Origin of the sequence: Enterobacter cloacae complex sp. ECNIH7 (assembly GCF_002208095.1) — a bacterium.
In the GTDB taxonomy this organism is placed as follows: domain Bacteria; phylum Pseudomonadota; class Gammaproteobacteria; order Enterobacterales; family Enterobacteriaceae; genus Enterobacter; species Enterobacter cloacae_M.
The window spans coordinates 3945157-3968971 of sequence record NZ_CP017990.1; the positions used below are offsets into that span (position 1 = coordinate 3945157).

Sequence of the window (23815 nt, forward strand, 5' to 3'; positions counted from 1 at the left end):
AGGGAGAGGGGTGAGGCACTGCTCAGAGCTGAGAAAAACCTCCATCCCCAACCCACTCCGCAAGCCGTGAATAGACCCGTTCCACCGCCTCCTTCACCGGCGGCGTCATCGGGTAATAAAACCCAACGATGTCCGGCTGAATCCCCAAAAAGAGCACCTCGCCCACGTCGTCTTTAATCTGATCGACCAGGTAGTTCAGCGGCATATTGTGGGTGGTCATCATAAACATCTCGGCGATGTCGTTCGGGTCAATCAGGCGGATTTCGCCCGGGTTCAGCCCCATATCGGTGGCATCCACAATCAACAGCCTGTCCGGATGGAGCTCGCGAATGGCGACCACGTCGTTTTCCGGCGCGCTGCCGCCGTCAATCACCACCCAGCTGCCCTGCGGATTCGCGGCGCACATCTCTGCCAGCAGCGGGCCCGCGCCGTCGTCGCCCATCATGCTGTTGCCGACACACAGTAAAACGTCAGTCACGTAATCTCCTCACCATCAGGTAGATGGCGCTCTCCTGATGAATATCGTGCAGCATGCCGAGCAGCGTTTTGCTCCACGCCTGCTGCTCGGGGGTTTGCCTGCCGAGCGCCGCGTCAAAGGCGTTGGCGAGCATCGCAATGTGGTTGGCGTCGATGACGATCTCGCCGTACTTCGGCACGCCCTCCATCTTGCGCCGCGCCGTACTGCCCTCCTCCAGCGTGGCGATCCATGCCAGGTACTCGGGCCACGGGCAGCTCAGCGCCGCCTCCAGGCAGTCAATCACCCCGAGGTGATGCCCAATCGCCAGGCTGTAATAGACCACCTGCTGCGCCGCGTCGGGCGTGGCATCGTTCTCATCAATAAACTTACGGCTCAGCTGGCTGAACACCACCGTTTCACTCATCGGATACGCGCCTCATCCACGATGCTGTTCAGGTTCGCCACGATCTCATTGAGACGTGGATCGTTTTCCGCCTCCAGCCAGCGCGCCACCTGATGGTCGCCCTGGCTCAGCAGGCGCAGATAATCATCGGCAATCTGACGCCCGTAGCGATAGCCCGCCAGCCTGCGCGCCGTGCGGTCAATCTTCACCCGCAGCGGCTGGACCATGTCCGGGTGCAGGATGGCCGCAGGCCGGTTGTCCAGCTCGCCCGGCTCGCGGGCGTGGATTTTCTGCTCCAGCAGGCCCAACGCCATCGCGAAGCCGTACAGCGTCGCGGCAGGCGTTGGCGGGCAGCCCGGAATGTAGACGTCCACCGGCACGATTTTGTCGGTGCCGCCCCAGACGCAGTAAAGGTCGTGGAAGATACCGCCGCTGTTGCCGCAGGCCCCGTAGGAGATGCAGATTTTAGGATCCGGCGCGGACTGCCAGGCGCGCAGAGCGGGCGAGCGCATGGCGCGGGTGACGGCCCCGGTAAACAGCAGAATGTCCGCATGACGCGGGGACGGCACCACTTTGATGCCGAAGCGCTCGGCGTCAAACAGCGGCGACAGCGTAGCGAAGATCTCAATCTCGCAGCCGTTGCAGCCGCCGCAGTCCACGCGGTAGACGTAGGCCGAGCGTTTGATTTTTTTCAGCAGCGACGCCTTCATGCTGGCGATGGACTCCTCCACCGTCATCGGCACCGGAATGCCGTTAGCGTCTCGCGGGCCCAGTAGGTTTTCCATCAGCTGGCCTCTCTCATATGGCGGGTAATATCAATACGGTCGGACGGCAGCAGGCACTTCTGACGCTTGCACTCCGGGCAGGTTTCAAAGCTTTCGCGGTGGTGCTCCGCGCGGGCGTCACCGTTGTGCTGCAGCAGCGCGATGGCGTAGTCGATCTCTTTTTGCACGGCGAACGGGCGCCTGCACACGCGGCAGCTGCACAGGTCAAAGCGCGACTGCTGGAGGAAGTCCTCCTTCTTCCACACCGCCAGCTCGTACTCCTGCGACAGGCGAATGGCGACCGTCGGGCAGACCTCCTCGCAGCGGCCGCAGAAGATGCAGCGCCCGAGGTTAAACTGCCAGGCCAGTTCGCCGGTTTTGAGATCCGTTTCGACCGTTAAGGCGTTCGACGGGCAGGCGTTGACGCAGGCCGCGCAGCCGATGCATTGCTGCGGGTTGTGCTCCGGCTTGCCGCGAAAGTTTTTATCCACCGGCATCGGCTCCAGCGGATAGCTGCTGGTCTGCGTGCCCGTTTTGATTACTTTTTTGATAAAGGTAAACATGGCGAGTCCTTATTTCAGCGGCGAGTTTTTACGCTCGATGCTGTAGCGCTCAAGCTCTTTATACGGCACCACCTGGCTTTTCTTCTTGCGCACGTCCACCACGGTCATGCGGTCGGTGCACGAGTAGCACGGGTCGAGGCTGCCGATGATCAGCGGCGCATCGGAAACCGTGTTGCCGCGCAGCATATAGCGCAGGGTTGGCCAGTTGGCGTAGGTGGCCGCGCGGCAGCGCCAGCGGTAGAGCTTCTGGTTGTCGCCGGTCATGCTCCAGTGGATATCGTCCCCGCGCGGCGCTTCGGCAAAGCCGAGGGCAAAGCGGTTCGGAATGTAGGTAAAGCCCTCCACCATCAGCGGGCCGCCGGGAAGGTTATCGAGGCCGAAGTCGATCATGTTCAGGGCGGTGAACACCTCGTTGATACGCACCTTGAGGCGCGAGATGACGTCGCAGCCCTGCTCGCTGTGCACGGTCATCGGCAGCAGGCCGTAGCCGACGAACGGGTGATCGGCGCGCGTGTCGCGGGCGTGGCCGCTGGCGCGCACCATCGGGCCGACGTTGCTGAAGTCGCGGGCAATTTCCGGGTCAAGGCGGCCGATGCCGACGGTGCGCTGCTCGATGTTTGGCGTGCTGAGCAGCATGTCCACCAGCTCCTGCACGTCGCGGCGCATCTGCTGCGCCAGCTGGCGGGTCTGGATCATGTCGTCCTTCAGCAGGTCGCGGCGGATCCCGCCGATCAGGTTCAGGCCGTAGGTTTTACGCGCCCCGGTGAGGATCTCCGCCATCTTCATTGACGCCTCGCGCACGCGGAAGAACTGCATAAACCCGGAGTCAAAGCCGACGAAGTGGCAGGCCAGGCCGAGGTTCAGCAGGTGCGAGTGCAGGCGCTCCACCTCCAGCAGAATGGCGCGGATCATCTGCGCGCGCTCCGGCACCACGATCCCCATGCCGTTCTCCACCGAGGTGGTGTAGGCGGTGCTGTGGGCGAAGCCGCAGATGCCGCACACGCGGTCAGAGAGGAACGTCACCTCGTTGTAGCCCATGCGGGTTTCCGCCAGCTTTTCCATGCCGCGGTGGACGTAGAACAGGCGGTAGTCGGCGTCGATGATGTTCTCGCCGTCGACGAACAGGCGGAAGTGGCCCGGTTCGTCAGAGGTGACGTGCAGCGGGCCGATCGGCACCACGTTGTTCTTCTTGCTGCCCAGCTCGTTGATGAATTCGTAGGTTTCGCTGTCAGTGGTCGGCGCCGGGCGCTGGCGGTAGTCCATGCTGTCTTTGCGCAGCGGATAGAGTTCGTCCGGCCAGTCGTCCGGCAGCACCAGGCGGCGCTCGTCCGGCAGGCCGACCGGCACCAGGCCGTACATGTCGCGCACCTCGCGCTCGCCCCAGACGGCGGCGGGCACGCGCGGCGTGACGGACGGATATTCCGGCTTAGCCGGGTCGACTTCGACGCGCACGGTGAGCCAGCACTTTTCGCCCTGCTCCATCGACATCACGTAGTACACCGCATAGTTGCCGCACAGCTGGCGCTCGTCGTTGCCGAACAGCACCGACAGCCAGCCGCCCTGCTGGTAGTACAGAAACTCGACCACTTCCGGCAGATAGTTCACCTTAATGGTGACGGTTACCTGGTCTTTGGTTTGCCAGGAGTCCTCCAGCACCACGCCGGGGAAAGCCTGATGCAACGCGGCGAGATACTGCTGACCTTTCTTTTCTTCAGACATAAATACTCTCTTTAATCACGCCACCAGCAAGGAGACGAACGCTAAAAATGCAAAACCAAAACCGGCCCAGGTGATGCGCGACGTTTCCACAAAACGCAGGCGCGCCATGCTGTTTTCGAACAGGGCAATCACCAGCACGCCGACCAGCAGCTTGAAGGCGGCAACCACGACGGCCAGCATCAGACCGCCCGCGGAGAAGTGCGTCATCTGCCCCCACGGGAAGAAGACGCCGACAAACATCTGCAGCACCACCAGCTGTTTGAGGCTGATGCCCCACTTCAGCACCGCGAAGCCGTAGCCGCTGTACTCGGTAAGCGGCCCTTCCTGCAGCTCCTGCTCGGCTTCCGCCAGATCGAACGGCAGTTTGCCCATCTCAATAAACGTGGCGAACGCGCAGGCGCACAGCGCCAGCACCAGCGGGATCGAGCGGGACACCGGCCAGTGGTAAACGGTGTGGGTGATAAAGCTGATGTGGGTGGAACCCGCGACCTGCGCGGCGACCCACAGCCCCAGCAGCAGAATCGGCTCGACCAGCACGCCGAGCATCGCCTCGCGGCTGGCACCGATGCCGGTAAACGGGCTCCCGGTGTCCAGGCCCGCAATCGCAAAGAAGAAGCGGGCGATGGCGAAGAGGTAAATCAGCGTGATCAGATCGCCAAGCACGGGCAGCGGCGACGCCACCGTCACCACCGGCAGCGCGGTGGCGATGGTCAGCATCACACCCACCATCACAAACGGCGTCAGGCGGAAGACCCAGCCTGCGGCATCCGGCGCGACGCTCTGACGGGAGAGCAGTTTAAAGAGATCGCGGTACTCCTGGAGCACCCCGGGCCCGCGACGGTTGTGCATCCGGGCGCGCGCCACGCGCGTGATGCCCGAAAGCAGCGGCGCAGCGGCGAACAGCACCAGCGCCTGAAGAATTGCCAGTAACAGACTCATGTCAGGCTCCTCGTGAAATCACAATGACCACCAGCACCGCCAGCTCGATGACCGCCAGACGGCGGAACAGCGCGGGCGCGGCGGCGCTCTGCCAGCCGGGTACCCAGCCCACCGGGTTCAGCCAGTGGCGCAGCTTCAGCACGGCGGCGAAGTTCTCCTTCACCGGCATGGCGAAACCGTGGGCGGTGATGACCATCGACTGTTCGTGTTCGTAGCCGCAGGCCCACGCCGCACCGCGCGAGCGGGAGGCGAGCCGGTCGCGCCTGAAGAACAGCATCAGGACGAGCGGCAGCAGCGGTGCGCCAATCAGCAGCAGCGCGATCATGGGCTGAGAGACGGTGGAATTCGCCACGGTCAGCGGCAGCGGAATGGCGTTGCCCAGCAGCGGCAGCAGCCACGGCGCGGCGACGCCGCCCGCGATGCAGCACAGCGCCAGCGCGACCACGCTCACGCCCATCAACAACGGTGCGCAGCAGGCGTTTTCCGCTTCGCGGGTGCGCGGCGCGCCGAGGAAGGTCACGCCGTAGACTTTCGCCATACACATCACCGCCAGCGCCCCGGTTATCGCCAGACCGACCGCCAGCAGCGGGCCGAGCAGGCGTGCAATAAATGCATCGCTCTGGCCGAGCGCGAAGAAGGACTGGTAGATCACCCACTCCCCGGCAAAGCCGTTCAGCGGCGGCAGCGCGGCCATTGCCATCAGACCCACCAGCATGGCGAGCGAAATGACGGGCATCTTTTTGCCAATCCCGCCCAGCTTTTCGATATCCCGATGGCCGGTGCGGAACCAGATGCTTCCCGCGCCGAGGAACAGCGTGCTTTTAAACAGGCTGTGGTTGACGAGGTGATAAAGACCGCCGATAAACCCGGCGGCAATCAGCGCCGGATGATGGAGCGCCAGCCCGGTCACGCCCGCGCCAATGCCGAGCAGGATGATGCCGATGTTTTCCAGCGTGTGGTACGCCAGCAGGCGCTGGATGTTGTGCTCCATCAGCGCGTAAAGGCCGCCGACGAACGCGGTGATCATGCCCGCAATCAGCAGCACGACGCCCCACCACAGCGGCGGTTGTCCGCCGGTCAGCGTAATCGCCAGAATCCCGAACAGACCCACTTTCATCACCACCACAGAAAACAGCGCGGCGGCGGGCGCGGAGGCATTCGCATGCGCCTGTGGCACCCAGCCGTGTAGCGGGATGATGCCAGCGAGCAGGCCAAAGCCGAGCGTGCCCAGCAGCCAGACGTCGTTCCCCAGCGGATGCCTGTTGAGCCCAGCGAAGTCCAGCGTGCCGAAGCGTTGCCACACCAGCCAGCAGGCCAGCGCCAGCAGCAGCGTTCCGAGGCGTCCCAGCGCAAACCACAGCTTGCCGGAGGCGCTGCAGCCCGTCAGGAACACGCCGCACAGCGCCATGATTTCCGCCATCACCACCAGCGCGCCCAGGTTGCTGGCGATAACGGTGCAGACCGCCGTCGCCATCAGCAGGTTAACCAGCAGGCCGTTAGCCCTGGCGTGCGGATGGCGGTGCCAGTCGATATTGAACAGGCTGATAAACAGTCCGCACAGGCCAAACGTCACCAGCCAGATGGCGTTCAGGGGCGCGATCTCAACGGTGTGGCGAATCAGCGGCATCACGGTCTCAGCGGACTGGCCGCCGAGCAGGACAACGCCGCCTGCTGCCAGCGTCATCAGGCTAGCCACCGCCCCGCCGAGCCCGGCGATCGCGCCGCTCAGGGTTTTATGGAATGAGAAGATCAGCGCCAGAACAGCGGCGCCAGCAAAACAGGCTACCGCGCTGGTAATCATCATCGCCGCGTTCATTTCGCCCCCTCGTTAAGCGCCTGTAGCAGAGAAAGATCGCCAAAATCACTGTTGATGGTCAGCTCGCGTTTACGCTTGCTGGTACGGGCGATGTCGCGAATGTTAACCAGAATCAACGCCTTAGTCGGGCAGGTGCGCACGCAGGCCGGCCCCTGCTCATCGAAGCTGCACAGGTCGCATTTCACCGCAACGGCACGAATGCCGGGCACCCAGTCCAGCAGCGTGCTTACGCGTGCCGGAGCCGGTGGCGCGGGCGGGGCTTTTGGCGAGTTGGCGTTCGCCGGAATATGCAGCGGACGGCTGCCGGAAAATTCAATCGCGCCGAACGGGCAGGCAATGCCGCACAGCTTGCAGCTTACGCACAGGCTTTCGTTCAGCTGGACAGCGCCATCAACGCGGGTGATGGCATTCACAGGGCAGACGCCCGCGCAGGGGGCGTCTTCACAGTGATGGCAGAGCTGCGGGGCAGACTCTTTTTCATTACGCATGACGTGCAGGCGCGGCATGGACTGCAGCCCATGCAGGCGATGCGTTTCCGAACACGCCGCCTCACAGGTTCGACAGCCAATACAGACCGTCGAGTCAGCAATTACAAAACGGTTCACCGGGTTATCCTCTGGTGATAGTCATTTTTGACGAAAAACTGTCTTGTCGACACTTCTCGACACGCAGGAGTCAGGCCACGTTCGCTGAGGTATTTCCATCCATCAGCTGCTTCAGGTTGACCGGGAGATCGTGTTCAACGGCGGCGTACAGGCCGTTATAGACCGGCGCGATTTTTTCCAGATAGTGCTCCAGCACCTGCTGGCGATCGCGGTTGCTGACGTGGCCGTCCACCATGCCGTCGGCCATCAGCTGCGCCTTCGCAATACACTGTTTTTCGCCGTCTTTTGTCTCGAGGTGGTACTCAATGGTGTGGCTGTTGAAGTTATCCGCCAGGGTAACGTTGATGATGAAATGGCCGAACAGGACGAAGCGCATGTCGCCCTGCGCCGCGCAGCTCATCGCGTGGTGAAGACGCGCTTTCGAGAGGGTTATGCCCTGAACCAGAGAGTTGCAGTAGAGGTGCCACTGGTCCTGCAGCTGCTGATGACGCTGCGCGATGTAATCCGCTTTTTCGCTGATTTCCCAAATAGTCATAGAAGGTATCCGGTTAATGGAGATAGCGGCTGTTAAGCAGATTCCATGCCAGTTTTTATCTTTCTGATTTTAAATAGATTTAATTACAAAACCGCTGTCAACGCCGCGGTGTCGACGTGTCATTTCGACAGCGTTGACATCGTCACGCCTTAACAAAAATCAAGCTGGCACCGTTATTGCATTCAATGGCGCAATTCATTGAGGAGGCGTCATGCACGAAATCACCCTCTGCCAGCGGGCTCTGGAACTTATCGAACAGCAGGCAGTGCAAAACCACGCGAAGCGCGTCACCGGCGTCTGGCTGAAAGTCGGGGCGTTTTCCTGCGTTGAGCCCAGCGCCCTGAATTTCTGTTTTGAACTGGTGTGTCGCGGCACGCTGGCGGAAGGCTGCGAGCTCCATATCGAAGAGCAGCAGGCGGAGTGCTGGTGCGAGCAGTGCCAGCAGTACGTCACCCTGCTGTCATCAAAGGTTCAGCGCTGTCCGCAGTGTCAGAGCACCGGTCTTCGCATCGTGGCGGACGACGGCATGCAGATCCCACGCCTCGAAATCGAGAAGGAGTAAAGTATGTGTAGCACCTGCGGTTGCGCCGAAGGCAACCTGTATATAGAAGGGGATGAACAGCGTCCCCATTCCGCGTTTCGCTCCGCGCCCTTTTCGCCTGCTCCGCGGCCTGCTGCGGCGCTGACCGGTATCACCTTCGCCCCGCAACGCTCCGCTGCGGGCGATCTACACTACGGCCACGGCGAAGCGGGTACCCACGCGCCGGGCATCAGCCAGCGCCAGATGCTGGAGGTGGAAATCAACGTGCTGGACAAAAATAACCAGATCGCCGCCCGCAACCGCGCGCGCTTTGCCGCCCGCAAACAGCTGGTGCTGAACCTGGTCTCCAGCCCCGGCTCCGGCAAAACCACGCTGTTAACGGAAACGCTCAAACGCCTGAACGGGCGCGTCTCCTGCGCGGTGATTGAAGGCGACCAGCAAACCGTTAACGACGCGGCGCGCATTCGCGAAACCGGCACCCCGGCGATTCAGGTCAATACTGGCAAAGGCTGCCACCTGGATGCGCAGATGATTGCCGACGCCGCCCCGCGTCTTCCGCTGGCGGATAACGGCATTCTGTTTATTGAAAACGTCGGCAACCTGGTCTGCCCGGCGAGCTTCGATCTGGGCGAACGCCACAAGGTGGCGGTGCTTTCGGTGACCGAAGGCGAAGACAAACCGCTGAAATACCCGCATATGTTTGCCGCCGCGTCTATCATGCTGCTGAACAAAGTTGACCTGCTTCCGTACCTGAACTTCGACGTGGACAAGTGCCTGTCCTGCGCCCGGGAAGTGAACCCGGAGATTGAGATCCTGCTGGTCTCCGCCACGCGCGGTGACGGCATGGACGCCTGGCTGAACTGGCTGGAGAGTGAACGATGTGCATAGGCGTACCGGGACAAATCCATTCCATTGACGGGAACCAGGCCAAAGTGGAGGTCTGCGGCATCCTGCGCGACGTGGACCTGACGCTGGTGGGCAGCAGCGATGAAACGGGCGCATCGCGTCTCGGCCAGTGGGTGCTCGTCCACGTAGGGTTTGCCATGAGCGTGATTAACGAAGCGGAAGCCCGCGACACGCTGGATGCATTGCAAAACATGTTCGACGTGGAGCCTGACGTGGGCGCGCTGCTGTACGGCGAGGAGCGTTAGCCATGCGTTACGTTGATGAATACCGCGCGCCGGAGCAGGTGCTGCAGCTTATCGGGCACCTGAAAACGCGCGCGGCGCTGCTGGAATACACGGCGGAAAACCCGTTGCGGATCATGGAGGTGTGCGGCGGACACACGCACGCCATCTTCAAATTTGGCCTCGACCAGCTGCTGCCGGAGAACATCGAGTTTATCCACGGCCCCGGCTGCCCGGTGTGCGTGCTGCCGATGGGGCGCATCGACAGCTGCATCGAAATTGCCAGCCAGCCCGACGTCATTTTCTGCACCTTTGGCGACGCGATGCGCGTGCCGGGGAAAAACGGCTCGCTGCTGCAGGCGAAAGCGCGCGGGGCCGACATCCGGATCGTCTATTCGCCGATGGATGCCCTGACGCTGGCGGAGGACAACCCCGCGCGCAGGGTGGTGTTTTTTGGCCTGGGATTTGAAACCACCATGCCCGCCACCGCCATCACGCTGCAGCAGGCGAAAGCGCGCGGCGTCGGGAATTTTTTCTTCTTCTGCCAGCACATTACGCTCATCCCCACGCTGCGCAGCCTGCTGGAAGAGCCGGGAAACGGCATTGACGCCTTTCTGGCACCGGGGCACGTCAGCATGGTGATTGGCACAGACGCCTACGGTTTTATCGCTGAACAGTACAATCGTCCGTTAGTGGTCGCTGGTTTCGAACCACTTGATCTACTGCAAGGTGTGACCATGCTGGTTGAGCAGAAAATAGCGGCCCTGAGCGCGGTGGAAAATCAGTACCGCCGCGTGGTGCCGGATGAGGGAAATGAACGGGCGCAGCAGGCGATCGCCGACGTGTTCAGCGTTGAGGGCGACAGCGAGTGGCGTGGTCTGGGGCTGATTGCCGAATCCGGCGTGCGCCTGACGTCAGCCTATCGCGCGTTCGACGCCGAAGCGCATTTCCGCCCGCAGCCGCAGCAGGTTTGCGACGATCCCCGGGCCCGCTGCGGCGACGTGCTCACCGGTAAATGCAAACCGCATCAATGCCCATTATTTGGCAATACCTGTAACCCGCAAACGGCGTTTGGCGCGCTGATGGTCTCCTCCGAAGGGGCGTGTGCCGCGTGGTATCAGTATCGCAACCAGGAGAGTGAAGCATGAATACGGTTGAAATGGCGCACGGCAGCGGCGGACAGGCGATGCAGCAGCTGATTAACCGGCTGTTTATGGAAGCTTTCAACAACCCCTGGCTCGACGAACAGGAAGACCAGGCGCGCATTGACCTCGCCACCCTCACCGCGCAGGGCGACAGGCTGGCCTTCTCCACCGACAGCTACGTGATTGACCCGCTGTTCTTCCCCGGCGGCGATATCGGCAAGCTCGCCGTCTGCGGCACGGCCAACGACGTGGCGGTCAGCGGTGCCGTTCCGCGCTACCTCTCCTGCGGGTTTATCCTCGAAGAGGGATTACCGATGGAGACGCTCACGACAGTGGTCAACAGCATGGCGCAGACCGCACGCGAGGCTGGGATAGCTATCGTCACCGGCGATACCAAAGTGGTGCAGCGCGGCGCGGCCGACAAGCTATTTATCAACACCGCCGGCATGGGCGCGATCCCCGCCGATATTCACTGGGCGGCGCAGCGGCTTAGCGTGGGCGACGTGCTGATCGTGACCGGAACGCTGGGCTGCCACGGGGCGACCATCCTTAACCTGCGCGAAGGTCTGGGGCTGGACGGGGAACTGCGCAGTGACTGCGCGGTGCTCACCCCGCTGATCCAGACGCTGCGGGGTATTCCCGGCGTGAAAGCCCTGCGGGACGCCACGCGAGGCGGCGTGAATGCCGTGGCACACGAATTTGCGGCAAGCTGCGGGTACGGGATTGAACTCACCGAGCGCAGCCTGCCCGTTAAGCCTGCCGTTCGCGGGCTTTGCGAACTGCTGGGCCTTGACCCGCTCAACTTTGCCAACGAAGGCAAACTGGTGATTGGCGTTGAACGCTCGGCCGCGGAAGCCGTTCTTGAACAGCTGCGGGCTCATCCCTCAGGAAAAGAGGCGGCGATGATTGGTGAAGTGGTTGAGCGCAAAGGGGTGCGCCTGACCGGACTTTATGGCGTGAAGCGGACGCTTGACCTGCCGCACGCGGAACCCTTACCCCGTATTTGCTAGAACCGCGCCAAAAGCGGTCAGCACTGAATGTCTCTTTTTTTGCCAGTTTCTATTGGAAAGCAATATGCCGTATACACCGATGAGCGATCTTGGACAGCAGGGCCTGTTTGACATCACGCGCACACTTTTACAGCAGCCCGATCTCGGTGCGCTGAGCGATGCCCTGACGCGGCTGGTCAGGCAATCGGCGCTGGCGGACAGCGCCGCGATTGTGCTCTGGCATAGCGGAACGCAGCGCGCGAGCTACTACTCGACGCGTGATAATGGCAAAACGTTTGAATACGAAGACGAAACGTATCTGGCGCATGGCCCGGTGCGCCGCATACTCTCCCGGCCTGAAGTGCTGCACTGCAACTTTGCGGAGTTCCGCCAGGCGTGGCCGAAGCTGGCGGAGAGCGACCTCTATCAGCCTTTCGGGCATTACTGCATGCTGCCGCTGGCGGCTGAGGGCCAGATTTTTGGCGGCTGCGAGTTTATCCGCACGACCGACCAGCCCTGGAGCGAGGCGGAATACGAGCGCCTGCACACCTTTACCCAGATTGTAGCCGTCGTCGCGGAGCAGATCCAAAGCCGCGTCACCAATAACGTCGATTACGACCTGCTGAGCCGCGAGCGCGACAACTTCCGCATTCTGGTCGCCATCACCAACGCCGTGCTCTCCCGCCTGGACATGGACGAGCTGGTCAGCGAAGTTTCGAAAGAGATCCACCACTATTTCAAAATAGACGCCATCAGCATTGCGCTGCGCGGCCATCGCAAGGGCAAGCTGAACATCTACTCCACGCACTATCTCGATGAAGCCAACCCGGCGCACGAGCAGAGCGAGGTAGACGAAGCGGGCACCCTTTCCGAGCGGGTCTTCAAAAGCAAAGAGATCCTCCTGCTCAACCTGAACGAGCAGGACCCGGTCGCGCCGTACGAGCGGATGCTGTTTAACACCTGGGGCAATAAAATTCAGACCCTGTGCCTGCTGCCGCTGATGTCCGGCAACACCATGCTGGGCGTGCTAAAGCTGGCGCAGTGCGAGGAAGGCGTGTTTACCACCGCCAACCTGAAGCTGCTGCGCCAGATTGCCGAGCGTATTTCCATCGCGCTCGATAACGCCCTCGCCTATCAGGAAATTCATCGCCTGAAAGAGCGGCTGGTGGATGAGAACCTGGCCCTGACCGAACAGCTCAACAACGTGGACAGCGAGTTTGGTGAAATCATCGGGCGCAGCGACGCCATGTACAGCGTGCTTAAGCAGGTTGAGATGGTGGCGCAGAGCGACAGCACGGTGCTGATCCTCGGCGAAACCGGTACGGGTAAAGAGCTGATTGCCCGCGCTATCCATAACCTGAGCAACCGCAACAGCCGCCGGATGGTGAAGATGAACTGCGCCGCGATGCCTGCGGGACTGCGGGAAAGCGATCTGTTCGGCCACGAGCGCGGTGCATTCACCGGAGCCAGCAGCCAGCGGCTGGGCCGTTTTGAGCTGGCGGACAAAAGCTCGCTGTTCCTCGACGAAGTGGGCGATATGCCGCTGGAGCTACAGCCGAAACTGCTGCGCGTCCTGCAGGAGCAGGAGTTTGAGCGCCTTGGCAGCAACAAGCTTATCCAGACCGACGTGCGGCTGATTGCGGCCACCAACCGGGACCTGAAAAAAATGGTCGCCGACCGCGAGTTCCGCAGCGACCTTTACTATCGCCTGAACGTCTTCCCGATCTTCCTGCCGCCGCTGCGCGAGCGCCCGGAAGATATCCCCCTGCTGGTTAAAGCCTTTACCGCGAAGATCGCGCGCCGTATGGGGCGAAACATCGACAGTATTCCTGCCGAGACGTTGCGTACCCTTTCATCGATGGAATGGCCCGGCAACGTGCGCGAGCTGGAAAACGTCATCGAACGCGCGGTGCTGCTGACGCGCGGAAACGTGCTGCAACTCTCCCTGCCTGAAGTTACGCTTCCTGACGTAACCGCGCCCGCCGCCGAGACAGCGAAAGAGGGAGAAGATGAATATCAGCTCATTATGCGCGTGCTGAAAGAGACCAACGGCGTGGTCGCCGGGCCAAAAGGTGCCGCCCAGCGTCTGGGGTTAAAACGCACCACCCTGCTGTCACGCATGAAGCGTCTCGGGATTGATAAAGAGAGCCTGGTTTAATCCCCCAATCCGGCGGTGTTTTTCTGGCACCGCCTTTCGTTACCCTGCGCAATTGTCCCTCATTGACACAAAATCGTTTCCTCTGTATAAAATTCCGCCTTAATAATGAGTTTCATTTGCATCAATAATAATATTAATCAAGGGTAGCTTTTCATGAAGAAGGTCATCTGCGCGTTAGGCCTGGCGGTTGCGTCGGTCAGTTCTGCTCTGGCAACCACATATCCTCTGACCATTGAAAACTGTGGCTATAAAGAGACATTCACCAAAGCGCCGGAACGCGTCGTGGCTCTGGGTCAGAATACCGTCGAAATTCTGCTCCTGCTGGGGCTGGAAGATAAGGTGAAGGCCAGCGCCTTCTGGCCGACGAAAGTGCTGCCGCAGCTGGCGGAACAGAACGCAAAAATCAAAACCCTGACGGTCGAAATCCCTACCCTTGAATCCGTGCTTGCGCAAAATCCCGACTTTGTCCCCGCCCAGACGCCACTGCTGCTGGGGCCTGAAAGCAAGGTCGCAAAACGCGACGATCTGATGACCCTGGGCGTGAACAGCTACGTGTCGCCGGGCATGTGCGCGACCAAAAAAGCCACCGGCGATATGTACGGCAGCCGCCAGAAGCTTTGGGATATGACGTATCTCTACAAAGAGATTGAGGATTTCGCCAAAATCTTTAACGTTGAAGATCGCGGTCAGGCCGTGATTGCCGATTTCAAAAAACGCGAGGCCGACCTGCGTAAGGAATTCGGCAAGAGTAAAAAAGATCTTTCGTTTGTCTTCTGGTTCTCCAGTTCATCCCCTTCTGCTGACGCCTACGTCGGCGGTAAAAATAGCCCCTCCGGGTTTATCGCCAGCCTGATGGGCGGGCATAACGCCATTACGTCCGAGACCGAATGGCCAACCGTAGGCTGGGAAAGCATTATTGCCGCCAATCCGGATGTCATTGTGGTGTCCAGCCTGGACCGCAACCGCTGGGCGCTGGATAACGCGGAAGAAAAAATCAAATTCCTGAAGAGCGATCCGGCGGTCAGCCAGCTGGACGCGGTGAAAAAAGGCCATATCGTGGTGATGGACGGCCAGGCGATGAACCCGACGATCCGCACGATTTACGGGGCTGAGCAGGTCGGCGAACAGCTCAGAAAGCTGGGGCTGAACTGATGACCACCGCCGTTCTTCAGGCCCGGCAGAGCCTGGTTCTGACGACCTCGGCTTTGCTCGCCCTGGTACTGTTATTTCTGGTGATAGCCCTGAGCGTCAGCGTCGGCGAGCTGTCCATCCCGCTGGATAACGTGTTTTACGCCATCAGCAATAAAATGGGGCTCACCGAGGTTCCGCTCACTCGCATCTATGAGAGCGTGATCTGGGACTTTCGCCTGAGCCGCGCGCTGGTTGCGGCCTGCTGCGGCGCGGGGCTGGCCATCTGCGGTGCCGTATTGCAGAGCCTGCTGAAGAACGCGCTGGCGGAACCCTACGTGCTCGGCGTGTCCGCGGGCGCATCGACCGGGGCGGTTTCTGTCGTCGTATTGGGGATCGGCACCGGTGCGGTGTCGCTCTCTGCCGGGGCCTTTGCCGGGGCGTTCGCCGCGTTTGCGTTTGTCGCGTTTCTGACGAACGGGGCGCGCGGCGGGAATGAACGTACGATTCTGGCAGGCGTCGCCGCCTCACAGCTTTTTAACGCTATTACCGCCTACACCATTAGCACCTCCGCCAGTGCCCAGCAGGCGCGCGACGTAATGTTCTGGCTGCTGGGCAGCTTCAGCGGCGTACGCTGGCCTGAATTCCAGCTGGCACTGGTCGTGGTGCTGATTGGGTTAGCCATTTGCCTCTACTATTCCCGGGCGCTGGATGCCTTTACGTTCGGTGATGACGCCGCGGCATCGCTGGGCATTGCTGTCCCCTGGGTGCGCCTGGCACTTTTTACCACTACCGCGCTGATTACCGCGACCATCGTCAGCATGGCGGGCTCAATCGGCTTTGTCGGGCTGGTGGTGCCGCACGTCATGCGTTTCCTGTTCGGGCCGCTGCACCGCACGCTGCTGATTGCCAGCGCGCTGGCAGGCGCAATCCTGATGGTGCTGGCCGATATCGCCTCGCGCATGCTGATTGCGCCGCAAAGCCTGCCCGTCGGCGTGGTCACCGCGCTGGTTGGCGTTCCGTTCTTTGCCGTGATTATCTACCGCTCAAGGAATAAGTGATGAGCATCTGCGCTGAAAATATTACCTGGAAGGTCGGCAAAAAAGTCATCGTTAATGACGTCTCGCTGAAGGTTTCCCGGGGCGAAACGGTAGGACTGCTTGGCCCTAACGGCTGCGGTAAATCGTCTCTTTTACGTATCCTCGCGGGGCTGCGTCGCCCGGATGCGGGCTGTGTGACGCTGGACGGCCAGGACATCTCTCGTATTGCCAAAAAGCAGCTGGCCCGCCGGGTCGCCTTCGTGGAGCAGCACGGCATGACTGACGCCAACATGCGCGTGCGCGACGTGGTCAAACTCGGGCGGATTCCGCACCACTCCGCCTTTTCCAACTGGAGCACGCACGATGACGAAACCGTCACCGCCGCTCTGCAGCGCGTGGATATGCTGGATAAAAGCAACCAGGGGTGGCTGAGCCTCTCCGGCGGTGAGCGCCAGCGCGTCCACATTGCCCGCGCGCTGGCCCAGACCCCGACGGAAATCCTGCTGGATGAACCAACAAACCACCTGGACATTCATCATCAGATGCAGCTGATGCAGTTGATCAGCGAATTATCGGTCACCAGCATTGTCGCTATCCACGATCTCAACCACGCCTCGATGTTCTGCGACTCGCTGATTGTGATGCAGAAAGGCCAAATTGTGGCGACGGGGACACCGCAGGACATCCTGTCCGAGTCGTTGCTCTGGGATGTCTTCCGGGTCAAAACCAAAATCGAGATCTCGCCGTTCCATGGCAAAAAACACATTCACTTTATCGTTTAGGGGCGAGTGACCAACGATGCCCCTTCGCCCTGCCACCACGCTCTGGCCGCCCGTTTTACTGGGTAGCCAGTTTGTTTTTAACATCGGCTTTTACGCCGTTGTCCCCTTCCTGGCGATATTCCTGCGCGACGATATGCTGCTCTCCGGTGGGCTGATCGGGCTGATCCTCGGCCTGCGCACGTTCTCTCAGCAGGGGATGTTTATCGTCGGCGGCGCGCTCTCGGACCGGTTTGGCGCGAAAATCGTTATCCTGAGCGGGTGCATTATTCGCGTCGCGGGCTATCTGCTGCTGGCGTTCGGGCACGCACTCTGGCCCATCATTCTTGGGGCGTGCCTGACCGGTATTGGCGGCGCATTGTTCTCCCCCTCGATTGAGGCACTGCTGGCAAAAGCAGGCACGCAAAGCGAGGCGAGAGGCAAGCGTAGCCGGGCGGAGTGGTTTGCCCTCTTTGCCGTCTGCGGTGAACTCGGCGCGGTGCTGGGCCCGGTTGCCGGTGCCCTGCTGACGGGGCTTGGCTTCCGCCAGGTGGCGCTGGCGGGTGCAGGGGTTTTCATTATTGCCTTACTGGTGCTGCACTTCTGTCTTCCGGCTTCCCCCCGCCTTTCACAGACCCTAAACATACAGCCCTGGTGGACGACGTTCCGCCAGCCGCGCTTTGTCGCCTTTATCATTGCCTACAGCTCGTGGCTGTTAAGCTATAACCAGCTCTATCTGGCGCTGCCGGTAGAGATCCAGCGCTCCGGTGGTAACGAGAAAGATCTTGGCCCGCTGTTTATGCTGGCCTCGGTGCTGATCATCACTTTGCAGCTTCCGCTGGCCCGCTTCGCCCGACGCGTGGGGGCGGTGAGAATTCTGCCGGTGGGCTTTTTGCTGCTCTCCGCCGCCTTTGCGAGCGTGGCGATGTTTGCGGCGACAGAACCGCCAGAGGGCTGGCTGCGCCTGCTGCCGTCGGTCTGTTTCGTGACGCTGTTGACGCTGGGACAGATGCTGCTGGTACCCTCGGCTAAGGACCTGATTCCCCGGTTTGCCGAGGAGTCCACGCTGGGGGCGCACTACGGCGCACTCGCCACCGCCGGAGGCCTTGCGGTACTGGCCGGAAATTTGCTGTTTGGCAGCCTGCTGGATCGCGCGCTGGTGCCCTCAACGCAGGCGATGCTCCCCTGGCTGCTGCTGGCCCTCTTCCCGCTCTGCAGCGCGCTGGCCCTTAACGTGATTTGCCGCCCGCTCAGAAGCTGAACCGGTCACTTTTTCGGACGATACTTTTCCGGCAGTTCCGGTACGGGACGACGGTCATCCATCAGATGGCGGACGGTCAGGATGGGATGACGCCATAACATACGCGGGCCTGCCCAGCGCATAACCTGCTTCATCTCTTCACGTCTGGCAGGCTGGTAGCAGTGTACGGGGCACTGCTTGCAGGCAGGCTTTTCCTCACCGAAAACGCATTTATCCAGGCGCTTATCGGCATACGCATTGAGCGCCTGATAGTGCCCTTCCTCCTGAGATGCCTGCGGGCAATGCTTTTCATACAGCGCGATCATTTTCGCGATGGTCTCTTTTTCTCGTGAGATGCGTTTACCGGACATAGCGGATTACCGAACAATAAAGTGCATCAATAATACACCTTTCAACACTGGATTTCAGAGGTTGCATTTCGTTTCCTGAAGCCTGATTCCAGTTTTAGCCATGCACCGGCTAGCAATCACTGGTATTTTATACAGGCATCAGAAATGACCTTTGTCCGTGTTGTCTGGAGACCCTATGCAAGAGCTCGCGATCGGCAAACCCTATCGCCATTTAAAAGTGGGATATTTTAGAAAGCGCCATGAAGACCGCAATACCAAGATACCGAAGCGCTATAGCGTGCATGCGGCGCTGAGCTTAAAAGGTGACTGGCTTGAAAAAGCGGGATTTACAACCCATTCCCGAGTCAGGGTGGGCGTGGAGCATGGAAAAATTGTCATCGAATTAATGTCGGAAGATGCCTCGTAAAGCCACGACATTTTTCTGCGCCGGACCTTTTTTTCATGCGACAATAGAAGGAACAAACGGCCATTGAGCCCATCAAAACGGTTTATTTTCAAAGAAATGGACATCATAACTCCATGAGCACAATCGACAATTTCGACGCACATACGCCGATGATGCAGCAGTATCTGAAGCTGAAAGCACAGCATCCGGAAATCCTGCTGTTTTACCGTATGGGCGATTTTTACGAGCTGTTTTATGACGATGCTAAGCGTGCATCGCAGCTGCTCGACATCTCGCTAACCAAACGTGGCGCATCGGCAGGCGAGCCCATTCCTATGGCAGGTATCCCGCACCACGCGGTAGAAAACTACCTGGCGAAGCTGGTGAATCAGGGCGAGTCCGTTGCCATCTGCGAACAGATCGGCGATCCGGCGACCTCAAAAGGCCCGGTGGAACGCAAAGTCGTGCGCATCGTCACGCCTGGCACCATCAGTGATGAAGCCCTGTTACAGGAGCGCCAGGATAACCTGCTGGCAGCGCTGTGGCAGGACGGTAAAGGGTTTGGCTACGCGACGCTGGATATCAGCTCCGGACGTTTTCGTCTGAGTGAACCGGCTGACCGTGAAACGATGGCTGCCGAACTGCAGCGCACCAACCCTGCAGAATTGCTCTATGCCGAAGATTTCGCTGAAATGGCGCTGATTGAAGGTCGTCGCGGGTTGCGCCGTCGTCCGCTGTGGGAATTCGAAATTGATACCGCGCGCCAGCAGCTGAATCTGCAGTTTGGCACCCGCGATCTGACTGGCTTTGGCGTTGAAAACGCACCGCGCGGGCTGTGTGCGGCAGGTTGCCTCCTGCAGTATGTGAAAGATACCCAGCGCACCGCCCTACCGCATATCCGCTCTATCACCATGGAGCGCCAGCAGGACAGCATCATCATGGATGCCGCCACGCGCCGTAACCTGGAGATCACGCAGAACCTGGCGGGTGGCGTAGAAAATACGCTCGCGTCGGTCCTCGACAGTACGGTTACGCCAATGGGCAGCCGCATGCTGAAACGCTGGCTGCATATGCCGATCCGCAATACCGAGACGCTGGTTTGCCGTCAGCAGACGATTGCCGCGCTGCAGGATCGCTATACCGAGCTGCAGCCGGTCCTGCGCCAGGTGGGCGATCTGGAGCGTATCCTTGCGCGTCTGGCACTACGAACAGCGCGACCACGCGACCTCGCGCGGATGCGTCATGCTTTCCAGCAGCTGCCGGAACTGCGTGCGCAGCTGAGTGACGTTGACAGCGCGCCGGTACAGAAACTCCGCGAAACCATGGGCGAATTTACCGAGCTTCGCGAACTGCTGGAGCGTGCCATTATCGATGCGCCTCCGGTTCTGGTGCGTGATGGCGGCGTGATTGCCCCGGGCTACAACGAGGAGCTGGACGAATGGCGCGCGCTGGCCGATGGTGCGACGGACTACCTCGACAAGCTGGAAATCCGCGAGCGCGAGCGTCTTGGGCTCGACACCCTGAAAGTGGGGTATAACGCGGTACACGGTTACTACATTCAAATTAGCCGCGGGCAAAGCCACCTGGCGCCGATTCACTACGTGCGTCGCCAGACGTTGAAAAACGCCGAACGCTACATCATTCCTGAACTGAAAGAGTACGAAGACAAAGTCCTCACCTCGAAAGGCAAGGCGCTGGCGCTGGAAAAACAGCTTTATGACGAGCTGTTCGACATGCTGATGCCGCACCTGGGCGACCTGCAGCAGAGCGCCAGCGCACTGGCGGAGCTGGACGTGCTGGTCAATCTGGCAGAACGCGCTGAAACGCTGAACTACACCTGCCCGACCTTTACCGATAAGCCTGGTATTCGCATCACTGAAGGCCGTCACCCGGTGGTAGAGCAGGTGCTCAACGAACCGTTCATCGCCAACCCGCTGAGCCTGTCACCGCAGAGAAGAATGTTGATCATTACCGGTCCGAACATGGGCGGTAAGAGTACCTATATGCGTCAGACGGCGCTTATTGCGCTGCTCGCGTATATCGGCAGCTACGTCCCGGCGCAAAACGTTGAGATTGGACCCATCGACCGCATCTTTACCCGCGTTGGGGCTGCGGACGATCTGGCGAGCGGACGCTCAACCTTCATGGTCGAGATGACCGAAACGGCAAACATTCTGCATAACGCGACGGAGCACAGCCTTGTGCTGATGGACGAAGTCGGACGCGGAACGTCAACCTATGATGGTCTGTCCCTGGCATGGGCCTGTGCGGAAAGCCTTGCGAATAAAATCAAGGCCATGACGCTTTTTGCCACCCATTATTTCGAACTCACGCAGCTGCCGGAGAAAATGGAAGGGGTTGCGAACGTTCATCTGGATGCGCTGGAGCACGGCGATACCATTGCCTTCATGCATACGGTGCAGGATGGCGCGGCGAGCAAGAGCTATGGCCTGGCCGTCGCGGCGCTGGCAGGCGTACCGAAGGACGTGATCAAGCGCGCGCGTCAGAAACTGCGTGAACTGGAAAGCCTGTCACCGAATGCGGCGGCGACGCAGATTGATGGCACCCAGATGTCGCTGCTGGTGCCTACGGAAGAGACGTCGCCTGCGGTGGAAGCGCTGGAGAACCTCGACCCGGATTCACTGACGCCGCGTCAGGCGCTGGAGTGGATTTACAGGTTGAAGAGTCTGGTTTAGTTTTCTGCGGTCTGTTTTGTCGGGTGGCGGCTTCGTCTTACCCGACCTACAAAACCGTAGGCCCGGTAAGCGCAGAGCCACCGGGCTTTTTTTTACAGCAGCGGCGGGATTGTCGGCACCTGCGGCGCCTCGTCAATATCCTTCTGCGTCATGCGGAACGCTTCCGGATAGTGCTCGCGGCTGGTGCGGCGCAGCGGTTCGGTATCGCGCCAGGTATACAAACAATGCTGGCACTGATAAACGGTCCAGACCCCTTTTACCGGCGACGTCGCCATCACTTCAATATGCTCATCGGCACAACGTGGACAAATCATCTTTTCCTCCTTATTGACGTGCTGCCAGCATCGCGGTCAGTTTTTCAGCCCAGGCTTTGGTTTCAGGCAGATCCTGTACCGGCTGGCTGTAGTGGCCCCGGGTGTCCGGCGCGACAGGCGTGGTGGCATCGATAATCAGTTTGTCGGTAATGCCCGCCGGGCTGGACCCAGGGTCAAGTTCAAGGACCGACATGTTCGGCAGTTGTACCAGATCGCCTGCCGGGTTCACTTTCGACGACAGCGCCCACATCACCTGCGGAAGGTTGAACGGATCGACATCCTCATCCACCATGATCACCATCTTCACGTAGCCCAGACCGTGCGGCGTGGTCATGGCGCGTAAACCCACCGCGCGGGCAAAGCCGCCGTAGCGCTTTTTGGTGGAGATAATCGCCAGCAGACCGTGGGTATACATCGCGTTCACCGCCTGCACTTCCGGGAATTCCGCTTTAAGCTGCTGGTAGAGCGGGACGCAGGTAGCCGGTCCCATCAGGTAGTCAATCTCGGTCCAGGGCATGCCGAGATAAAGGGATTCGAAAATAGGTTTGGTGCGGTAAGAAACTTTGTCGATACGCACAACCGTCATGTTACGACCACCGGAGTAGTGCCCGGTAAACTCGCCGAACGGCCCCTCGATTTCACGCTTGCGGCCTTCAATCACCCCTTCCAGGATCACTTCAGAACCCCACGGCACGTCGAAGCCGGTCAGCGGCGCGGTGGCAATCGGGTATGGGCTTTCACGCAGCGCGCCGGCCATTTCATACTCTGACTGATCGTATTTCAGCGGCGTCGCGCCCATCAGCGTAATGATTGGATCGTTGCCGAGGGTAATAGCAATCGGCAGATCTTCGCCGCGCTCCTCCGCTTTGTGCAGATGCAGAGCGATATCGTGCATCGGTACCGGCTGGAGGCCGAGCTTGCGCTTGCCCTTCACTTCCATACGGTAGATCCCGACGTTCTGCTTGCCGAAGTGGTCCGGGTCGAGCGGATCGCGCGAGACAACGCACGCTTTATCGAGATAAAAACCGCCGTCACCATCGTTCAGGCGAAACAGCGGCAGGATATCGAACAGGTTAATGTCTTCACCGTCCACCGTATTCTGCGCCCAGGCCGGGTTGGCGCGGCGCTCCGGCGTGACGGGAAATTTATCCCAGCGGCGGATGAACTCGTCGATCTGTTTTTTTACCGGGGTGTTCGCAGGCAGCCCCATCGAAATGGCGTGGTTCTGCCAGGAGCCGATGGTGTTCATCACCACGCGGGCATCGGTAAAGCCACGAATGTTGTCGAACCACAGCGCGGGCGCGCCGTCGCCAATGCGGCCGGTCGCGTTGGCTGCCGCCGCCAGATCGGGCTCGGCGTTAACCTCTTCCTCAATTTTCAGCAGTTGCCCTTGCTCATCGAGCGCCTGCAGGAAGCTTCTCAAATCATCAAATGCCATCTTTATTCTCCTGTGCAAAATGTTTCGCCTCCCGCAGCCCGTTCCAGCGGCGCGCCTTTTTATGCTCCAGACCGAACTGGTCGAGCACGCGGGTCACGATGTGCTGGGTAATGTCATCGGCGGTTTGCGGGTGGTTGTAATACGCAGGCATGGGCGGCACCATCGCCACGCCCATGCGGGAAAGGGCAAGCATGTTCTCAAGATGAATGGTGCTGAGCGGCGTTTCACGAGGTACCAATACCAGCTTGCGCCCCTCTTTCAGCACCACGTCCGCCGCACGTCCCACCAGCCCTTCGGCGTAGCCCGCGCGGATACCCGCCAGCGTTTTCATGCTGCAGGGAATGACGATCATGCCGTCGGTGCGAAACGAGCCGGAGGAGATGGTGGCGGCCTGGTCAGCCGGACTGTGGACAACGTCAGCCAAAGCAGCAACGTCCTGCGCGGTGTAAGGCGTTTCCAGCTCGATGGTGGTTTTTGCCCACTTAGACATCACCAGATGCGTCTCCACCTCCGGCATTTCCCGCAGCGCCTGCAGCAGCGCCACGCCCAGCGGTGCGCCCGTTGCCCCCGTCATTCCTACTATCAATCTCATTCATCACCTCAATATTTTGTTCGTACACGAACATTATAAATAAGCTACTCCAGGATCGTTTTCCTGACAAGATCGTTCGCATACGATCACAC

Annotated in this window: 25 protein-coding genes; 12 read left to right on the top strand and 13 right to left on the bottom strand. The window is 60.2% G+C overall.

The window, feature by feature from the left end; genetic code table 11:
- Positions 1-22: 22 nt before the first annotated feature.
- The 9 genes from hycI to hycA form a co-directional block, all read right to left on the bottom strand.
- On the bottom strand, positions 23-478 hold the full coding sequence (hycI, locus tag WM95_RS19500; protein ID WP_063408794.1) for a hydrogenase maturation peptidase HycI: 456 nt from the start codon (positions 476-478) through the stop codon (positions 23-25).
- On the bottom strand, positions 471-881 hold the full coding sequence (locus WM95_RS19505) for a formate hydrogenlyase maturation HycH family protein (RefSeq protein ID WP_023294422.1): 411 nt from the start codon (positions 879-881) through the stop codon (positions 471-473). Before WM95_RS19505 ends, hycI begins: the two co-directional genes overlap by 8 nt.
- Entirely contained in the window at positions 878-1645 is a 768-nt protein-coding gene (locus WM95_RS19510; protein WP_033146382.1) for an NADH-quinone oxidoreductase subunit B family protein, read from the bottom strand. Before WM95_RS19510 ends, WM95_RS19505 begins: the two co-directional genes overlap by 4 nt.
- Entirely contained in the window at positions 1645-2187 is a 543-nt protein-coding gene (locus WM95_RS19515) for a formate hydrogenlyase complex iron-sulfur subunit (protein WP_023308967.1), read from the bottom strand. Before WM95_RS19515 ends, WM95_RS19510 begins: the two co-directional genes overlap by 1 nt.
- 9 nt (positions 2188-2196) lie before the next feature.
- Positions 2197-3906 carry a formate hydrogenlyase subunit HycE gene (gene hycE, locus WM95_RS19520; protein WP_023308968.1) on the bottom strand — a complete coding sequence of 570 codons (1710 nt, stop codon included), beginning with the start codon at positions 3904-3906 and terminating at the stop codon, positions 2197-2199.
- 15 nt (positions 3907-3921) lie between these two features.
- Positions 3922-4845, bottom strand: a complete 924-nt coding sequence (locus tag WM95_RS19525) for a respiratory chain complex I subunit 1 family protein (protein WP_023308969.1) — start codon at positions 4843-4845, stop codon at positions 3922-3924.
- Position 4846: 1 nt separating this feature from the next.
- The gene (gene hycC / locus WM95_RS19530) at positions 4847-6661 is read right to left on the bottom strand and encodes a formate hydrogenlyase subunit 3 (RefSeq protein WP_063408795.1); all 1815 of its coding nucleotides are present in this window, start codon (positions 6659-6661) and stop codon (positions 4847-4849) included.
- Positions 6658-7266, bottom strand: a complete 609-nt coding sequence (locus WM95_RS19535) for a 4Fe-4S dicluster domain-containing protein (RefSeq protein ID WP_023308971.1) — start codon at positions 7264-7266, stop codon at positions 6658-6660. Before WM95_RS19535 ends, hycC begins: the two co-directional genes overlap by 4 nt.
- A gap of 70 nt (positions 7267-7336) precedes the next feature.
- Complete coding sequence (hycA, locus tag WM95_RS19540; protein WP_045404197.1) at positions 7337-7801, bottom strand: formate hydrogenlyase regulator HycA; 465 nt, start codon at positions 7799-7801, stop codon at positions 7337-7339.
- A 211-nt stretch (positions 7802-8012) separates the two neighbouring features.
- On the opposite strand from hycA, the gene hypA reads away from it, so the two are divergent.
- From hypA to WM95_RS19590, 10 genes are all read left to right on the top strand, one after another.
- Positions 8013-8363 carry a hydrogenase maturation nickel metallochaperone HypA gene (hypA, locus tag WM95_RS19545; protein WP_088544963.1) on the top strand — a complete coding sequence of 117 codons (351 nt, stop codon included), beginning with the start codon at positions 8013-8015 and terminating at the stop codon, positions 8361-8363.
- A 3-nt stretch (positions 8364-8366) separates the two neighbouring features.
- Positions 8367-9230: a hydrogenase nickel incorporation protein HypB gene (gene hypB / locus WM95_RS19550; protein ID WP_063408797.1), complete on the top strand. Its 864-nt coding sequence runs from the start codon at positions 8367-8369 to the stop codon at positions 9228-9230.
- Positions 9221-9493 (top strand): HypC/HybG/HupF family hydrogenase formation chaperone, encoded by a 273-nt coding sequence (locus tag WM95_RS19555; RefSeq protein ID WP_023308975.1) that lies wholly within the window; start codon positions 9221-9223, stop codon positions 9491-9493. The genes hypB and WM95_RS19555 overlap by 10 nt, the downstream gene beginning before the upstream one ends.
- Before the next feature lie 2 nt (positions 9494-9495).
- On the top strand, positions 9496-10617 hold the full coding sequence (gene hypD, locus WM95_RS19560; protein WP_063408798.1) for a hydrogenase formation protein HypD: 1122 nt from the start codon (positions 9496-9498) through the stop codon (positions 10615-10617).
- Complete coding sequence (gene hypE, locus WM95_RS19565) at positions 10614-11624, top strand: hydrogenase expression/formation protein HypE (RefSeq protein ID WP_063408799.1); 1011 nt, start codon at positions 10614-10616, stop codon at positions 11622-11624. The genes hypD and hypE overlap by 4 nt, the downstream gene beginning before the upstream one ends.
- Positions 11625-11688: 64 nt before the next feature.
- Positions 11689-13761 carry a formate hydrogenlyase transcriptional activator FlhA gene (flhA, locus tag WM95_RS19570; RefSeq protein ID WP_088544964.1) on the top strand — a complete coding sequence of 691 codons (2073 nt, stop codon included), beginning with the start codon at positions 11689-11691 and terminating at the stop codon, positions 13759-13761.
- Between the two features lie 153 nt (positions 13762-13914).
- Positions 13915-14913, top strand: a complete 999-nt coding sequence (locus WM95_RS19575; RefSeq protein WP_063408800.1) for an ABC transporter substrate-binding protein — start codon at positions 13915-13917, stop codon at positions 14911-14913.
- Positions 14913-15950, top strand: a complete 1038-nt coding sequence (locus tag WM95_RS19580) for a FecCD family ABC transporter permease (protein ID WP_047743926.1) — start codon at positions 14913-14915, stop codon at positions 15948-15950. Before WM95_RS19575 ends, WM95_RS19580 begins: the two co-directional genes overlap by 1 nt.
- Complete coding sequence (locus WM95_RS19585; RefSeq protein ID WP_063408801.1) at positions 15950-16711, top strand: ABC transporter ATP-binding protein; 762 nt, start codon at positions 15950-15952, stop codon at positions 16709-16711. Before WM95_RS19580 ends, WM95_RS19585 begins: the two co-directional genes overlap by 1 nt.
- A 16-nt stretch (positions 16712-16727) precedes the next feature.
- Positions 16728-17948 carry an MDR family MFS transporter gene (locus tag WM95_RS19590; RefSeq protein WP_088544965.1) on the top strand — a complete coding sequence of 407 codons (1221 nt, stop codon included), beginning with the start codon at positions 16728-16730 and terminating at the stop codon, positions 17946-17948.
- Between the two features lie 5 nt (positions 17949-17953).
- On the opposite strand, the gene WM95_RS19595 is transcribed toward WM95_RS19590, so the two are convergent.
- Positions 17954-18298, bottom strand: coding sequence for a nitrous oxide-stimulated promoter family protein (locus WM95_RS19595; RefSeq protein WP_032668261.1), 345 nt, complete (start codon positions 18296-18298; stop codon positions 17954-17956).
- Positions 18299-18473: 175 nt separating this feature from the next.
- Here WM95_RS19595 and WM95_RS19600 point away from each other — a divergent pair, with 175 nt between their 5' ends.
- Positions 18474-18704, top strand: coding sequence for a SymE family type I addiction module toxin (locus tag WM95_RS19600; RefSeq protein ID WP_023308980.1), 231 nt, complete (start codon positions 18474-18476; stop codon positions 18702-18704).
- A gap of 113 nt (positions 18705-18817) precedes the next feature.
- The gene (mutS, locus tag WM95_RS19605) at positions 18818-21379 is read left to right on the top strand and encodes a DNA mismatch repair protein MutS (protein ID WP_088544966.1); all 2562 of its coding nucleotides are present in this window, start codon (positions 18818-18820) and stop codon (positions 21377-21379) included.
- Between the two features lie 92 nt (positions 21380-21471).
- Here mutS and WM95_RS19610 read toward each other — a convergent pair whose 3' ends face one another.
- Genes WM95_RS19610 through WM95_RS19620 form a run of 3 tightly spaced genes read right to left on the bottom strand, consistent with a single transcriptional unit; the run spans position 21472 to position 23723 of the window.
- Positions 21472-21693 carry a non-oxidative hydroxyarylic acid decarboxylases subunit D gene (locus WM95_RS19610; protein ID WP_003862116.1) on the bottom strand — a complete coding sequence of 74 codons (222 nt, stop codon included), beginning with the start codon at positions 21691-21693 and terminating at the stop codon, positions 21472-21474.
- 10 nt (positions 21694-21703) lie between these two features.
- Positions 21704-23131 carry a non-oxidative hydroxyarylic acid decarboxylases subunit C gene (locus WM95_RS19615; protein ID WP_023308982.1) on the bottom strand — a complete coding sequence of 476 codons (1428 nt, stop codon included), beginning with the start codon at positions 23129-23131 and terminating at the stop codon, positions 21704-21706.
- Positions 23121-23723: a non-oxidative hydroxyarylic acid decarboxylases subunit B gene (locus WM95_RS19620; protein ID WP_023308983.1), complete on the bottom strand. Its 603-nt coding sequence runs from the start codon at positions 23721-23723 to the stop codon at positions 23121-23123. Before WM95_RS19620 ends, WM95_RS19615 begins: the two co-directional genes overlap by 11 nt.
- Positions 23724-23815 lie beyond the last annotated feature (92 nt).